The organism is Aestuariivivens sediminis, assembly GCF_022662105.1.
Taxonomy (GTDB): Bacteria; Bacteroidota; Bacteroidia; order Flavobacteriales; family Flavobacteriaceae; genus Aestuariivivens; species Aestuariivivens sediminis.
This window is the reverse complement of sequence record NZ_JAKMCP010000002.1, coordinates 806,991-822,307: the sequence shown is the minus strand read 5'-3', so window position 1 is coordinate 822,307 and position 15,317 is coordinate 806,991. Positions and strand designations below refer to the sequence as shown.

General features: G+C 35.1%; 12 protein-coding genes. 7 read left to right on the top strand and 5 right to left on the bottom strand.

Features of this window, described 5'->3' with window-relative positions; all coding sequences use genetic code 11:
* Window positions 1-10 precede the first annotated feature (10 nt).
* On the top strand, window positions 11-970 hold the full coding sequence (locus tag MR054_RS07740; RefSeq protein ID WP_242157302.1) for a sugar phosphate isomerase/epimerase family protein: 960 nt from the start codon (window positions 11-13) through the stop codon (window positions 968-970).
* 503 nt (window positions 971-1,473) lie between these two features.
* Here MR054_RS07740 and MR054_RS07735 read toward each other — a convergent pair.
* Together MR054_RS07735 and MR054_RS07730 are read right to left on the bottom strand one after the other, a co-directional pair.
* Window positions 1,474-3,978: a cation-translocating P-type ATPase gene (locus tag MR054_RS07735; protein ID WP_242157301.1), complete on the bottom strand. Its 2,505-nt coding sequence runs from the start codon at window positions 3,976-3,978 to the stop codon at window positions 1,474-1,476.
* A 326-nt stretch (window positions 3,979-4,304) separates the two neighbouring features.
* The gene (locus MR054_RS07730) at window positions 4,305-5,009 is read right to left on the bottom strand and encodes a DUF4382 domain-containing protein (RefSeq protein WP_242157300.1); all 705 of its coding nucleotides are present in this window, start codon (window positions 5,007-5,009) and stop codon (window positions 4,305-4,307) included.
* Window positions 5,010-5,239: 230 nt separating this feature from the next.
* Here MR054_RS07730 and MR054_RS07725 point away from each other — a divergent pair, with 230 nt between their 5' ends.
* Window positions 5,240-5,896 (top strand): DUF6090 family protein, encoded by a 657-nt coding sequence (locus tag MR054_RS07725; protein WP_242157299.1) that lies wholly within the window; start codon window positions 5,240-5,242, stop codon window positions 5,894-5,896.
* 483 nt (window positions 5,897-6,379) lie between these two features.
* Here MR054_RS07725 and MR054_RS07720 read toward each other — a convergent pair whose 3' ends face one another.
* Window positions 6,380-7,828: a CehA/McbA family metallohydrolase domain-containing protein gene (locus MR054_RS07720; protein WP_242157298.1), complete on the bottom strand. Its 1,449-nt coding sequence runs from the start codon at window positions 7,826-7,828 to the stop codon at window positions 6,380-6,382.
* A gap of 259 nt (window positions 7,829-8,087) precedes the next feature.
* On the bottom strand, window positions 8,088-8,267 hold the full coding sequence (locus MR054_RS07715; RefSeq protein ID WP_242157297.1) for a hypothetical protein: 180 nt from the start codon (window positions 8,265-8,267) through the stop codon (window positions 8,088-8,090).
* A gap of 253 nt (window positions 8,268-8,520) precedes the next feature.
* Here MR054_RS07715 and MR054_RS07710 point away from each other — a divergent pair, with 253 nt between their 5' ends.
* The 4 genes from MR054_RS07710 to MR054_RS07695 all read left to right on the top strand — a co-directional run bounded on the left by MR054_RS07710 (window position 8,521) and on the right by MR054_RS07695 (window position 12,386).
* Window positions 8,521-9,681 (top strand): glycosyl hydrolase family 18 protein, encoded by a 1,161-nt coding sequence (locus MR054_RS07710; RefSeq protein ID WP_242157296.1) that lies wholly within the window; start codon window positions 8,521-8,523, stop codon window positions 9,679-9,681.
* A gap of 870 nt (window positions 9,682-10,551) precedes the next feature.
* Window positions 10,552-11,517: a Gfo/Idh/MocA family protein gene (locus MR054_RS07705; RefSeq protein WP_242157294.1), complete on the top strand. Its 966-nt coding sequence runs from the start codon at window positions 10,552-10,554 to the stop codon at window positions 11,515-11,517.
* A gap of 232 nt (window positions 11,518-11,749) precedes the next feature.
* Window positions 11,750-12,103 (top strand): hypothetical protein, encoded by a 354-nt coding sequence (locus MR054_RS07700; RefSeq protein ID WP_242157293.1) that lies wholly within the window; start codon window positions 11,750-11,752, stop codon window positions 12,101-12,103.
* The gene (locus MR054_RS07695; RefSeq protein WP_242157292.1) at window positions 12,090-12,386 is read left to right on the top strand and encodes a hypothetical protein; all 297 of its coding nucleotides are present in this window, start codon (window positions 12,090-12,092) and stop codon (window positions 12,384-12,386) included. Before MR054_RS07700 ends, MR054_RS07695 begins: the two co-directional genes overlap by 14 nt.
* Window positions 12,387-12,587: 201 nt before the next feature.
* Here the strand turns inward: MR054_RS07695 and MR054_RS07690 are convergent, their stop codons facing one another.
* Complete coding sequence (locus tag MR054_RS07690; protein WP_242157291.1) at window positions 12,588-13,328, bottom strand: DUF1961 family protein; 741 nt, start codon at window positions 13,326-13,328, stop codon at window positions 12,588-12,590.
* 728 nt (window positions 13,329-14,056) lie between these two features.
* Between MR054_RS07690 and MR054_RS07685 the strand changes: the two genes are divergently transcribed.
* Entirely contained in the window at window positions 14,057-14,821 is a 765-nt protein-coding gene (locus MR054_RS07685; RefSeq protein WP_242157290.1) for a DUF6090 family protein, read from the top strand.
* The last annotated feature ends 496 nt before the right edge of the window (window positions 14,822-15,317 follow it).

Here is a 15,317-nt window from a genome sequence, read left to right as displayed (position 1 = left end):
AAAGTAAAATATGAAACAGAGTATAATAACAGCTTTTTTAGGCAAAACACAAGATCGTTTTTCTGATTATCAGGAAACAACAAATCTTGAAGAACGCCTAGAATTTGTAAATAAGATAGAAGGCGTAAAGGGTATTGAAATTGTTTATCCATATGAAACAGGAGAGCCTGCTGAAACGAAGCTATTACTTGAAAAGTATAAACTAGAATTTGCAGCAGTAAATGCAAATATTAAAAAGGAACCTATTTTTGTTCCGGGAGCAATTTCTCGACCTCAAAAAGAGATTCGACAAAAAGCGGTCGATATAATTAAAAGAGCAAAGGATTACGCTAAAGAGGTAGGTGCCCCTTTGGTTACATGTTGTCCGCTTTCGGATGGATTTGATAATTTGTTTCAGGTTGATTATCCCAAGTCGTGGCGAAATATGATAGATTCAGTTGCCGAAGCTTCTGAATATTTGCCTGAGATACCGTTGTTTATTGAATACAAATTCAATGAAACTCGCGTAAACTGTAACCTAGATACTTGTGCAAAGTCAATAGTGCTATTAAAAGAAGTAAACAACCCAGCTACAGGTATCACAATTGATTTTGGTCATTCATTATTGGCTAAAGAAAATCCAGCTCAAGCAATTGCATTATGTGAAGAGTCAGGTATTGACTATTATTTGCATACCAATGATAATGACTGGAATTTTGATTGGGACCTAATTGGTGCATCTCGAAACTTTTTACACACAGTAGAATTTTTCTTTTATGCTAAAGAATTTGGTTATAATAAGTTTTTTACCGCCGATGCTTCACCACGTATTTTTGATATGGTAGATTTTTTCAATGAACATATTAGTATGAATCAGGCTGTTTGGAATTTGGTTGAAAAGCTCGATAGAGAAAATTACCGTCAATTGATGAAAGAAGAAAAGTCTATGGAATTGATGCGTCTTGTTCGTAAGGAAATTTACAGAATATAATTATCACTAACACTAATTATTCAATAGCATTCGATGAGGCTCAATTATTGTTAAATCATTGCATTGAAGGTGCTAATTTGCAAAAACTGTCTGGTGCAACTATTGCTATAGGTAAAGCTGCTAAAGCTGTCGCTTTCCAAAGAAATACTAATATACTAGAAGATGTAATTCAAGAATGAAGATCAACTATGTTAGTTTTTAATAGCGTTACACTGCAACCATATGTGCCACTAAAAGGAGGATAAAAATAACGGATAGTAGAAGGCATATGATATTTTTCTCCATCTCTGGAAAAGTAAACAGCAAATTGCAGCTCCACCAGAACCAGATGCGGAACTAAAGAACATGCAATTGAGCCTGATTAAGACCAAACTTAATCGGGCTTTTTTAATGCTCTGGGATTTTATATCTTCAGATAGTGACTTTATAAAAGTCAGCAGAACATTTGGCTAATCCTGTTATTAAGTAATACAGTATTGAAGCCTTCCATTTTTGTTTTTTAGTCAAGATAGAGTCAAACTTTTTTTTCTGTTCTTCAAATATTTTAGTATTTCCAGAATCAGCAAAATTAAACTGGAGCCAATTAGTGATGAAATGAAATGTTTTAGACCTGGAAATTCAAAGCTGAAAATGTTTTGCAAGAATGGGATTGAAATAATCAGTAATAACATAATAATGGCTATGGAGAGAATTATCCATACTGCCCAATTCTTCTCTGTGATAACTTTAAAAAAGTTTCTTGTTTTGGAAAGATTGGTAAGAATTAAAAATATGTTTCCTATAACCAATGACGAAAATGCAATTGCTCTGACTTCTGCACTGGTATGTCCCTCATGAATGGAAAGAAAGTAAATGGTCATTGTCATTCCCAGAAGCAGTAATCCTTGAAATACACTTGCGAATATTTTATTTCTTCCAAAAAACTTTTCTTGAGGATCCCTTGGTTTTCTTTTCATGATATTCTCTTCCTCTTGTTCATTTTCAAAGGCTACAGAGCAAATAGGATCAATTATTAATTCCAAAATCACAATATGTAATGGCATCAATAAAATCGGTAATGAGGAGAAAAAAGCAGGCAATAAGGTTAGTCCTATAATTGGGATATGAATGGCTATAATGTATGACATAGCTTTCTGAAGGTTATCAAAGATTTTTCTTCCTAAGCGTATTGCAGAAACAATGGAAGAAAAATTATCATCCAACAGAACCAATGATGAGGCCTCTCTGGCTACATCGGTTCCCTTATTACCCATAGCAATTCCAATGTTAGCAGCTTTTAATGCAGGGGCATCATTTACTCCATCACCGGTCATGGCAACAATTTCATTATTATCTTGAAGTGCTTTTACAATACGAAGTTTTTGTTTTGGAACGACTCGTGCAAAAACACTTATGTTAGAAATTCTTTTTTGTAGTTGGTTATCACTCAATTTATCCAAATCGCTTCCCGTAATCAGATTATGATCAACACCCAGGCCTATTTGTTTGGCAATACTTTTGGCGGTCGTGGGAAAATCTCCAGTTATCATAATGACTTTCACACCTGCGTCATGACATTCTTGAATAGCTATTGGAACTTCAGGACGTATGGGATCTTCCAAACCGATTAACCCTTGAAATTTAAATTCAAAATCAATTTGGGAATTTGGTAAAGCGGTTGATTCCATTGTTGCATTCGCAACAGCAATTACTCTGTATCCTTTTTCTGCATAAGATTCTACAATATTTAGATATTTCTTGGTGTCTTGAGGATTTAATTGGCATAATTTAAAAATGGTTTCCGGAGCGCCTTTTGATGCCACAAAAGTTTCATTATTAGCTTTATTTTTTAAAACTCTCGTCATTGCCAAAAAGGATTTGCTTAAGGAATATTCCTTTAGTAATTTATAGGGGGTATTTGAATTTTCATTTAATAATTGATGTGTATTATAGAATGCTTTTTCCATTGGATCAATGGGATTTTCTTGTGAGGCCAAATAGGCATAATTAATAATTTCAAGAATTTGGTTTTTGTTCTCCGAAAATGAATCTTTGAAATATGAGCTGTCTCCATTATACACGACAGAAACCTCCATTTTGTTTTGAGTAATGGTACCTGTTTTATCACTGCACAAAACAGTTGCAGACCCAAGTGTTTCTATTGCAGATGGTTTTCTTGTTAATACATTTATTTTTGATAAACGCCATGCACCCAAGGCAAGAAAGACAGTTAGTACCACTGGAAATTCTTCAGGCAGAATAGCCATTGCATTTGCAAGCCCATTTAACAAAGAATGTATAAAATTGCCTCTTACCAAATAAAAAGCTATTATAACAACTACACTTAGTATTGCACCTAAAATGAACAGATTCCGAATCAAGGATTTCATTTCATTATGTAAACGGGTTTCCCGTTTTTCAATATTCAGTAAAGTGCGCCCTATTTCACCAAACTTGGTGTGCAATCCTGTAGCAAGTATTTTGGAATATCCCTTCCCCTGAACCACAAGTGTACCGCTAAAAACGTGTCCGTTGATATTTGAAGGATCTATATGAGAAGATTTAATTACAGGCACAGATTCCCCTGTCAATATAGATTCATCAACGGTTAGGTTTACAGTGTCAAACAAAACCCCATCGGCTGGAATTCGGTCACCTTCGTTTAGAATAACAATATCATCTGGTACGACTTCACGACCGGCAATTCTAAATTCTTTTCCATCTCGAATGACCAATGCTCTAGGGGAAGAAAGATTTTTAAGTGCATTTAAAGCCTTTTCAGTTTTTTGATATTGATAAAAAGTAATAAAAATAATAATGAAAATCGTAGATAAAAGAATTATCCCTTCATTAACATCTCCCAAAATTATGTAGAGTACACCACAGGCAATTAAGAGTAAAAACATAGGCTCTTTAATTACTTCCATCGCAATTCCAAAAATATTCTTTGGTTTTTCAGAAGGCAGTTCATTGTAGCCGAAAGAGGAGAGTCTTTCTTTTACTTCATCTGTACTTAAGCCATTTTTCAATTTTCTAAATTATATTCATTAAAAATTAACAGGGTACTCTTAAATGTCAGGCCCTACTGGACAAAACAAAGTTTTGAATTCAACTTTAAAAGGACCTTGAAAAATACTATTTTCCTCTTGAATATCTGATTTGTTAAAACTAAATAATTTTTACATAGTGAGACCCTTTTGGTTAAGTAGCCTGTCCATCTGCTAGCTGGAAGAACAAGAGAGGGGACAAAAGATAAAAATCCATACGAGAAATAGTAAGGGTTTTGTGGTGTTTTTGGGTTACTAAAAAAGCCACCTACATAGATGGCTTTTTAAATATTATTTTCATAAAAAAATTAATTTAACAAATCAGCAGCCATTTTAATATTGTCTTTTAAAGCATCAGCGATATCCTGATTTCCATCTTCATCATTAGGGAAAATTTCAATCAACCCATCATTATTATTATCCGTTGCCTGACTTAAATCAATCTGATTAAGAGAGCTCAAAAATTGTGAAATATTAAATTGTACAGTAAAGTTAACTTTATTGCCTTGAACCAGAACACCTGTACTTCTGCCAACATCAAGGTTTTCACTGGTATCATGCCAGAAAACAAACGGAACCCCATCTATTGTACCCTCAATATAAATAGATTTATCAAAAAGGTCATCCGTAGTAGGCAGGTCCTCATCCTTGTGAAACTTAAAGCGCATTTCTTTATATTTTCCATCAGGGACAAATGCATTTCCTATGGTTTGAGATAAGGCATCTGTGTTATCCAGTAAATCAATTTGGTATGGACCTCTAAATTGAATTTCATCTGTATCAAGACTGCTATTAATGTCGTCATCGTTTTTAAATACAACGTCCCTTATAGAAATCTTGAAGTCGGTAAAAACGACTTCGGCATTAGCTGTTTTAATACTGGAATTAAGTTTAGAAGCACTTGAATTACTGGCACTAATAGTTAAATTAATACCTCCATTTTCATCATTACTTGAGCAACTAAAAATAAAAACACATAGTAGGCATAAAATTTTAAAATTTAATTTTTTCATGATTTTTAATTATTTGGGTTTATAAGAATATAACAACTGAATAACTTAAACTCCTAACTTTTATTATATTTTATTCGAGTTTAAAAGGAAAATAAGATGAGATAGAAGCTAAATTACAGATGTAGTTTAGGTTTTTTTGTGTCCTAAAGTTTCATTTAGATTTTCTGTATCTTTAGAAAGTCAACCAACAACCCTTGATTAAATTCTTTCGTAAAATACGTCAGCAACTATTGTCTCAGAATAGATTTAGCAACTATCTGCTTTATGCTATTGGTGAGATTATACTGGTTGTTGTTGGGATTTTGATTGCCTTGAGTATTAACAATTGGAATGAGGATAAAAAAGAAAGGCAGAAGGAAATAAAATCCTTAGTTGAGTTAAAAGATAATCTGAAAAGTAATATCGATGAATTCAATAAATTTATGAGTAATCAGAACAGGTATATTGAAAATATATCACAGATTGTTAAATACAAAGAATCGAATCTAAATTACCACGATAGTATAAGTAAATATTTTAGCGGGATAGGATTTTTGGAACAAATTAATATAACGATTTCTTCTTATGAAACCATGAAAACGTATGGATTAGATCTGATTTCTTCCGATTCACTGAGATTAGAAATAATTGAACTTTACGATGTGCATTACAATCACTTTGAAAGACTTATTCAGAATGTTGGTCTCGCACTTTTTTCTGGAGATGTCCTGCCAATTAGAAATAAATATTATTTAATAAATGAAAGATATGAAAGTGAAGAGTTCTTATACTTCTTGAAAGATAGAATATCTTGGAAAAAAGATGCTATTGAAAATTGTAATTTTATCAGTGAAAGAACGAAAGAATTAATGAAATCGATAGAGGAGGAATTGGATAAAATGGAATAATTGACCCTTTTTGAGCGAGTTTACCTGCCTGTGATAGGAAGTTTATCCCACTTCAAGGAGGAAGTCAAAGGCTGGACCACCAGTTAAATCAAGTCATACAGATATGTATGGCTTTTTTATGCAGTAAACTCAACTATACATTATAAATAACTGCATTGTATGTATTGATTGCATTTTTCTCTAAAACGCCAACCGACCAAAGGCAGGTAAACTTGCCAGGTTTTTTTCTAAAAAGAGGGGTAGAACAGGTATCCTTAAGGATTTAAAGGATGTCCCTCTTAATTGTACTTAAAATATTTATTGGAATGGTTAAATATTGAATTACATTAATTCAGCAGAATAACAAGAATATTAATCAAAACCTCATGGAATACCTTAATTCAAATGGCGTGGAATAAAAATATTAGATAATTTCATCTTGAAACTACAGCGCTTCTAAGGCTTTTTTTATTTTCTCTGCAAAATTATATAACCCTGTGTCAATCATTCTACATCAATAAATATAGGATTAGAGTAGAACCATAATTCATCCCACGGACTTTCGCCTTTTTTATCTTCTTGAGGTTCCAGTTCATTACTATTGGTACCTCTAATACGGATATAGCTATCCTTACCCAGCTCCGAAATCGTGTATGTCATCTCCTTATAGGCACCATTGACAGTCCAGTCAGACTCAGTAAAACGTGCAATAACCTGTGTGGTAGGATTGCTGTCACTATTTCGATTGGTAACCGGCCCTCTTAATTCTCCCATGATCAAATCCACACGGGTAACTTCAGGGTTTTGTTTCCAAGAATTCAGGGTGTCAGGGTCTTTAAAGCGAATGGTAACCGTTACATCTTCTCCACGGGCAATATGAATTGCGCCTCCAATATCAGCAGTATGATGGCCTCCTTCTACCCGAACATAAAGCTCTGAGATTAAATCTCCCAGAGTTACAAAAACGCGGCCATTTCGAATGCCATCTATAATATCGTCGTGATTTTTTTGGGCAAAGACATAAGTTTTGGAATATTCGCCGGGCCAGAAATCGCTACCACCTTCCCGCCAGTTCACATGTGAGTCGGAGTTTGCGGTTATCCACCAACGGCGACCTTCGCCCAACATGGAATCCCAAAATCCGCCCAGTTTAGCAGTCATCTGATCAAAACCTCCCATAGTAGGAAATTGTCCATATCCTCCCCTGGGACGTTCCCGAAAAGTACGGTCTGGATTTAAGGCAGCAGCTTGGTGACCAGGTGCTCCGGCCATACCTACGGCAATGTCTGGGGCGGTATCATTCCAGTCCCTAAGTTCGGCAGGATCATCTTTTCCGTACACGCCTAAATCTAATGCAGATCGGGAAGGGTGATTGGCAATAACCACCGGTTTTGTGGTCATTTTATTCATGAATGCCAATGCTTCAAGCATTCTTGGTTCGGTATCCCAACTTGGATCCGATGGGTGAGGTTCTCTTTTATTGAATTGAGATTCTATGCTGTGTAAGTGGGTGGATTCATCGTGCGAATGGGGGATAATTAAACTGGAGTGATCGGCGCCGGGAGTATCGAATTCCATCCCATAAAACTGAATCACTTCGGGTACAACTTTTCTGGAATACAACAATTCGGGATAAGCCATTTCCAGATTTACTTTACTGTGATTGGGGCCGCCATGATCGGTGGTTACCATCCATGAAAGGCCATAATACTTAGCCATTAAGGCATTCATGGGAGTTGGATAAATGGCATCGCCTCCTTTAATGGGGGTAGGAGGATCCACTTCACGATTCCAGCCTACACTATATCTGGAATGAATATGATGATCTCCTGCCAGCCATGTTCGGTTGGATTTATCTTGTGCTAAAGCTGGATTCTGAAATCCAAGTACCAGAAACAGAATTGATAGATAAGCAGAGGGTGATAGGAATGAAGTTGAGAAAAGGTTACGCATGATATGGATAGACTAATACCTTGAATTTAAATTAAGCCACAAAAATAGTATTTTTTTACGACAGATTCCATACAATTACCCTTTTGAGATCATTGCATAACCGGAGGCTAATAAAATAAAAACACAGGGGTTACCTCTTTTCTGCTGGAATTTACCTCTAATCTGATGTCTCATCGATACGTGCGTCTAAGACCTTAATCACGACATGATCAGCAATTCGAACACCTTTTTTGCCGATGATGAAGCCAAGCATTCCACTCTATATGGCAGTAGGGTTATCAGAGTCCCTGCCGGTGGAAGCTCTAATTTTGAAGGCTTCTTCCCAAAGAAGTCCTTCCTTGTATTTCGATTTCACAAAATCAATCATTGCCGCGAGATAGGTGACTTCGGGAAGATATGTCCCGGCGATTTCTACATTTTCCAGGAGCCGTGGGACCACCCAAGGCCTAAATTACAGATGTGGTTTAGGCCTTTTTAATACTCTGAACTTACCTTTCAGATTTTCAGTATATTTAGAAGGCTATAAACATGCATTAAAATGGCTGGTGAGAGATGTATGGGTTGTTTTGGGACTGGCAACATAAATGACAGGAACTATACTTATATTTTGTTATAGTTTACAATCTAGTTCTGGATTCATTTTAAATCGAACAATCACGTAAAGACACCTGAAATTTTTTTATATGGAAATTATGACACACATTCAGCGGTACGGAAAGTCCTTAATTATGATTCAATTAATGATGTTGTTCTCATGTAATCTAAAAGACAAAAAGCCATATAGTATTGGCCCGGATACCTATGTTGAAAACACGGAATTTAAGATTGTAGGGTATTTAAGTGGAGGCGGATTTGATAAAATCGATAATCTCGAACTCAATAGACTAACTCATTTAAACCTGGCATTTGCGAATCCAAACAAAAACGGGGAACTCATTTTTAGTCGCAATGTTGACATCAAAAAGGTCGTTGAAAAAGGTCATGCTGCCGGGGTGAAAGTGTTTATATCCCTAGCCGGAGGTGGTAAACCAGACACATCAATTTGGAATTCACAATTGCAACCGGAGCATAGGCCAACTTTCGTGAAGCACATATTGGATTATGTAGATGAAAACAATCTGGATGGAGTCGATGTGGATATTGAAGGCAATTTATTGCCATATATAGGGGATTCCTATACGCCATTTGTTCTTGAACTAAAGGATGCGCTGCATGCCAAAGGAAAGGGCATAACATCTGCCTTGGGCGCCACCTGGTTGCATGAATCCGTTAGTCAGGAATCGATAGAGGCGTATGACTTTATTAATGTAATGGTATATGACAAAACCGGACCCTGGAGACCTCAAGATGTTGGTGCGCATGCCCCCATTTCCTATGCAGAAGAAGCTATAGAATTCTGGATTAATGAAAAAAGGATTCCTTCTGAACGAATTGTGCTAGGCATGCCATTTTATGGATGGGATTTTTCGCATCCCGCTCGATCAAAAACATACAGACAAATAGTAAAGGACAATCCTAAACATGCTTATGTAGATCAAATGGACAGCTTGTTCTATAATGGGATTCATACAATTGTCCATAAAACACAATTGGCAAAAGACAAACTAGGAGGCGTAATGTTTTGGGAGATTTCTCAAGACACTGTTCATGAATTGTCATTATTAAGAGCTGCCCACCAGACACTAGAGGCTGATAATGGTATAGTAAGCACATTTTACAAGGATTTGGACGGTGATGGATTTGGTGACCCGACAAAACCGCTTCAGGCATGCCTGAGACCCGTTGGATATGTAGCTAACCGAGGTGATGATAATGATACGGACCCGAAAATCCATTCACTTGCAACCGACTAAATAAAGTATTTAAACCATAATTGAAGTCAATGTTTTTTTTGGCTTAGCAAATAAAGCATTATCGGCCATTTAATGAATTGAGCGACTTTTTTTGTTTCCCAACCTCATAAAACGACTGCACTGTATGCACTATGTTTAGAAACTCCTAAAATACCAACCTACCAAAGGCAGGTAAACTTGCCAAGGTGTTTATCAAAAAAAAGACTCCCGTTTTGTTGAAATCTAAAAATTATGAAACTAAACATAATATTTACTATTAATAAGCATAAAGTAAACAGTAAAGATACATGTGGACCACTAAGTGATAGAAGCCTGAATATAAGCTGAGGTTTTTTTTGTGACACAAAATAAATTATAAATTAGTTTTCTGATTCTTTTTTGAAATATCCAAAATATATTACTCTAAGAAAAATAAATACCAAGACAGAAATAATCATTCCTACAACAATTTCGATTCCATAATTACTATAAATGTTTTCCATTTAATCCTTTTGTTTTTTACAATTTACAAAGTGTAATTCTAATTAAGCTAACACTATAACCCTTAAATATTAATCTTACCATATTGTGGAACGCGTCAGGAGGAGCAGCCTGTCCCGCCGGAAGCGGGAAGCCTAAGGTGGTCCCCCTATAACCTAAGCTGTAGTCTTTTTGTGGGAAACATTTGGGTTTTATTCCTATTCTTTAATTATGATTTTAAACAAGGATTTATACTTAAACCATAAATAAAGGGGTCAGCAAAGGGTTATAATAGGCATTATTCGCTGAGGCATACATTAATTTGATTATTTTTAAATACGGTTACCTCAACCTTTTAAAGGGTTAAATTTGTATAATAAAAAAGGTATTTGAAACACACAAAATTCATATATGGGTAAAACTAATATTGTTTGGGGTATTATTGGTTGCGGTGATGTAGCAGAGGTTAAAAGCGGACCCGCATTTCAAAAATGTGAAAACTCTAAACTTTTGGCGGTTATGCGTCGAAATGGGGGATTGGCAAAAGATTTTGCGCAACGACACGGCGTCCCTTTATGGTATGATGATGCCGAGAAACTATTAAACCATCCTGATATCGACGCCGTCTATATAGCGACGCCACCTAATAGGCATTTAAACTATGCTTTAAAGGCTCTAAATAAAGGGAAACACGTCTATATCGAAAAACCAATGGTACTCCATACGGATGAGGCTTTGGAATTGGCATCAGCCGTAAAAACCACTAAGTATAAATTGGTAGTTGCGCATTACAGAAGGTTTTTACCGATGTACATAAAGATATCAGAATTATTAAGTACTAAAGCGATAGGTCCAATAATATCTGTAGACCTGCAATTTTTACAACCCTTAAATTTTAATACCAAAGCAACATGGCGATTGGATAAGAATGTATCCGGAGGGGGGTATTTTCATGATATCGCACCGCATCAATTAGATTTGATGTATTACTTCTTTGGTGCGTATGATCAGGCCAAAGGTATTTCTGTTAACCAGTCTAAAATGAATACGGTAGATGATATGGTGAACGGGATCATAAATTTTAAAAATGGCATTCAGTTCAGGGGAATTTGGTCCTTTGCCTTTCCAAAACAGTTTGAACGGGATAAATGTATCATTTATGGAGAAAAGGGAAGTATTGAATTTTCTTTTTATAAGGATGAATTGGTTATGAAATCTGAAAAAGGGAATAGCACTTTTCAATTTAAGAATCCGACACATATTCAACAGCCAATGATACAACAAACAGTTCATTATTTTTTAGGAAATAGAAGTAACCCTTGTTCAGTTGAAGATGGAATGGTTGTGACAAATTTGATGGAAACCTTTACGAACTAAAAAGAGTTCTTTATATCGTATTTTATAATCTGAACCCGATACTTTGGTAATCTAATAATGAGTATCCCCGTCAATAAAGAAAGTATGCTCTTCAATAGTTTAAGAAGCTTTTTTTAAGTCTTAAAGTTTCATTTAGAATTTCTGTATCTTTAGAAAACTACCTTACACGATAATTCGTGGTCATAATACGAGCAAGTATCTTAAATATGTTCTGGGAAAGATTCTTCTGGTAATGATAGGTATCCTATTGGCATTACAGGTTAAGAATTGGAATGAGGAGAGAAAAGTAAGGGTATTAGAAAAAGAAGTCCTTAGCAATTTATTAATATCACTATCATCCGATGCAGAAAATCAAATAAACTATAATATCGGAAGGTTAAAGGCTGACCTTATGAGTATAAATTATATTAAACAATTACGGAATGGTGATATAATTTACAATGATTCGTTGGATGTTCATTTTGGATGCTTAATGATTAGTAAAGGGTTCTCACCGGAATTGAACGCCTATGGAGAACTTGAAAATAGGGGAATGGAAATTATAAGAAATTCAGAATTAAAAAACCGGTATATTGAAAATATATAACAACCACTATCCAGAGGTTCAAAGGCGAATAGAAGATTATCAGCAAAACCTTATGGCATTTTTTAGACCTGTCATGTATGAAACCTTTGCTTTTAATGTAAATAGTGAAGGCAATAACGCTTATAAACCCTTAAACATTGAAGCGTTATCAGAAAATCACTTATTTATAAATGTCGTGGAAACAGCCCATTTAAATTTTATCAAAAACTATAACCATTTAATTGAAATTCGGGAAGGCGCTAAGGCTGTGATAGACCTTTTAAACATGGAATTAAATAATTAAATTAAAATAATTATCTCAAAAGGGGGACCACAAATAAAAAATCATAACAATTGCAAATCAATTAGTTAGGATTTTTATTTTTTTATCTTAGTCCACATATAGAACACATTACATTATAAAACTGAACTGATGTTTAAAATTTAATGGTCAAAATAGTAAAATAGAGTGATATTGATGTATAAGGGTTTGACATCATTTGACCTATTTTAGCTCCCAAACTTTAATATTCTTGTATCTGGCCTTACGCGTGAACATTTGTCTGAACCCAATTCTTCCTTCATTGTATGAAGGCAGGTTTGAAATATCCCATTCACAGTTCAGATATTCTGAGGAATTATTTTTGTTTTCAATATGCATTTTGATTTTATCGGTGTGTTTAAAGACTTTGACATGATAGGTTATATCGGTTTTAAAAAGCCCTGTCTTAAAATAATCTCCTTTTACTTCCGTGCCTAGAAGGCCTTTATCTGAAGGATTGTATATGCGCAATCTAATATAGTCGTTATCCCCAGAATATTCCTTTGCTGAAAAAGCCGCATAACTGATATGATAGGCATTCATATTATTAAAGTATAAGGACATTTGCGGTACCGTTCTTTTGTCGTTCCAAAGTGAAATATCCTTGGGAAATTCTTTCCCTCCCTTGCCTGTTGCATGAAAGTACAAAATATTGACTCCCCTGGTGGTCGTATCCGTCCGTGTGTAGTCGTATTCAATACATATATTACCCTTAAAGCTCTTCTTGGTCCATAAGACCGCATGGCTTGAATCGCTGCCAAACCTTGGTCCGGCAATGAGTGCTATGCCTTCTTGTGTATTTATAACTTTAGCCTGTATACCATCCAAAAACCAATTTTGTTTCCAAGCCGTGGTGCCCACATCACCAAATAATAATTTAGGGCTGGAGGAGCGTTTTTCATACGTCTTTTTGTTGCATGACAAAAAACAGATTGAAATTAAGAAAAATAATATCTTGTAGAAGTGCATGTAAGTCGTCAAAGAGTGTTCACCAGTTAGGTTTAAAATTAAGTTATTAATTCAATGTTTGCAATAGATGCTGTTTCCTTCTATTGCTCATAGTTTTTTGTTTAATCATTTCTCTTTGTTTTAATAATTGATATGGTCTTCCAATATATACATCTAAGGGTGTTAGGTTCTGTAAGGACTCATGATAGCGATGATTATTATAGTACTCTACAGATTCCTTCCAGGCGTTTAATTAAATCACTTTGGAGGTAATAAGCCCCCAATTATGATATTGAATCATTCCGGAATTCCAGCATCACTTGAAGAACTCGAGTCAAAGACTTGTATATCCTCACTCATGATACTAACACTTATGTAAGTTACGAACGCCCCTATTAAGAAAAGGGCAATCGCGATTTTATGAGGCAGGTTTTTTAAATTCATAAAATAACTTGTTTTGTTCTTTGCATACCACGAATATAGGTGCTTTAATAAAGCCCTAATGGAATTTCAAAATATTTTAATTTATTTTTGGGACAACCTTTATATAGTAGAGGGCACCTCTTAATAGATAATTACCCTTCCCCAATTTTGAGAAGGGTGGGACGACCTTAAGGCCTAAAATACATTAGTGGTTAAGGCTTTTTTAGGTCCTAAAGTTGCATTTAGATTTTCATTATCTTTAGAAACTCATCCAACAATCCATGATAAAATTCTTTCGTACTATCCGGCGAAACCTCCTTAAGGAGGGTAAAACCTCGAAATACCTGAAATATGCTGTCGGTGAAATTGTATTGGTGGTTATAGGAATTTTAATCGCTCTTCAAATTAACAATTGGAATGAAGAACGGAAATTACGGGACCAGGAGCGAAAAATATTATTTGAACTTTCAGCCACTTTGCAAACGAACTGTGAAGAAATGATCCGGGATTCCTTAGTGAGGGCCAGATGGAACACATCGAGTGACATCATCATTTCTGCTTTGCAGAAGGAGTTGCCATTTTCAGATTCATTGAATATACATTTTCAGAATGCCAGAATCCCGGGAACTAATTTGTCATTGTCCACCGCCGGTTATGAGGGTCTAAAAAATATTGGATTTAATATTATAACTTCAGACCCTTTAAGAAGAGCTGTTGTGGAACTATTTGAGGTCACACAAAAAAAATTAAATGACGAAATGGAATACTTCGGTTCCTTTCAACCCAATAGACAAATTATTGTGGATCAGCTCTTTAGTTATAACGATGAGAATTTTGATTATTCAAACCCGATAGATGTTCCCATTATTCCTCATGATTATGATGCCTTGAAAAGGAATACGGTTTATCTGGCAATGATTAAATCTGTAAAAGTGCAAAGAAACGTGATTGCTGCCCATGCCTTCAAAAACTTGAGGGAAACCCGAAGGCTAATTCAAATGATAAAGACCGAATTAAATAAAACCTCCAGGGATAACCGTCCTTAAAAATTTCAAAACAATTCTTCTTGACCAAAGCGAATATGCGAATTTCTTTAATTAGCCCATTGGAGAATAGGTTAATGGGCAGTGGATAGCACCCCTTTAGGTTATTTAACTACAAATAATGACCCCGAGATTTAACATATTGTGCGATCACAGGTATTGTGATAGGCGGTGCGGGATTATCTTATATGCTTGTAAGCACTTGATAAACAATGAATTATATCTCCCTGTTTTTTAATTGCTCCAATATTTGATCAAAACTTCTGTCAAAAACCTATCTTTTATTGATTTGTGGAAAAATAAAGTGTATTTTTCTGGTAAGTTCATAACCTGTTAGTGATCGCCTTAATTTTGTTGAAATGGCCAATGAGAAGAGATAGTTCTTATCTTAAAATGAATTTACTGCATTTATTATGGAGGACTAAAATTATTTTATTTAATACGTATAAATGAATTAAAATGGAACACCTTGTACCAGTAAAGTCTATTTTTATTTACT

Bases quoted from the DNA above. Each gene is read 5' to 3' on its own strand.
- MR054_RS07740 (WP_242157302.1), top strand. From the start codon at position 11: ATGAAACAGAGTATAATAACAGCTTTTTTAGGCAAAACACAAGATCGT.
- MR054_RS07730 (WP_242157300.1), bottom strand. From the start codon at position 5,009: ATGAAAAAATTAAATTTTAAAATTTTATGCCTACTATGTGTTTTTATT.
- MR054_RS07720 (WP_242157298.1), bottom strand. From the start codon at position 7,828: ATGCGTAACCTTTTCTCAACTTCATTCCTATCACCCTCTGCTTATCTA.
- MR054_RS07710 (WP_242157296.1), top strand. From the start codon at position 8,521: ATGACACACATTCAGCGGTACGGAAAGTCCTTAATTATGATTCAATTA.
- MR054_RS07705 (WP_242157294.1), top strand. From the start codon at position 10,552: ATGGGTAAAACTAATATTGTTTGGGGTATTATTGGTTGCGGTGATGTA.
- MR054_RS07700 (WP_242157293.1), top strand. From the start codon at position 11,750: ATGATAGGTATCCTATTGGCATTACAGGTTAAGAATTGGAATGAGGAG.
- MR054_RS07685 (WP_242157290.1), top strand. From the start codon at position 14,057: ATGATAAAATTCTTTCGTACTATCCGGCGAAACCTCCTTAAGGAGGGT.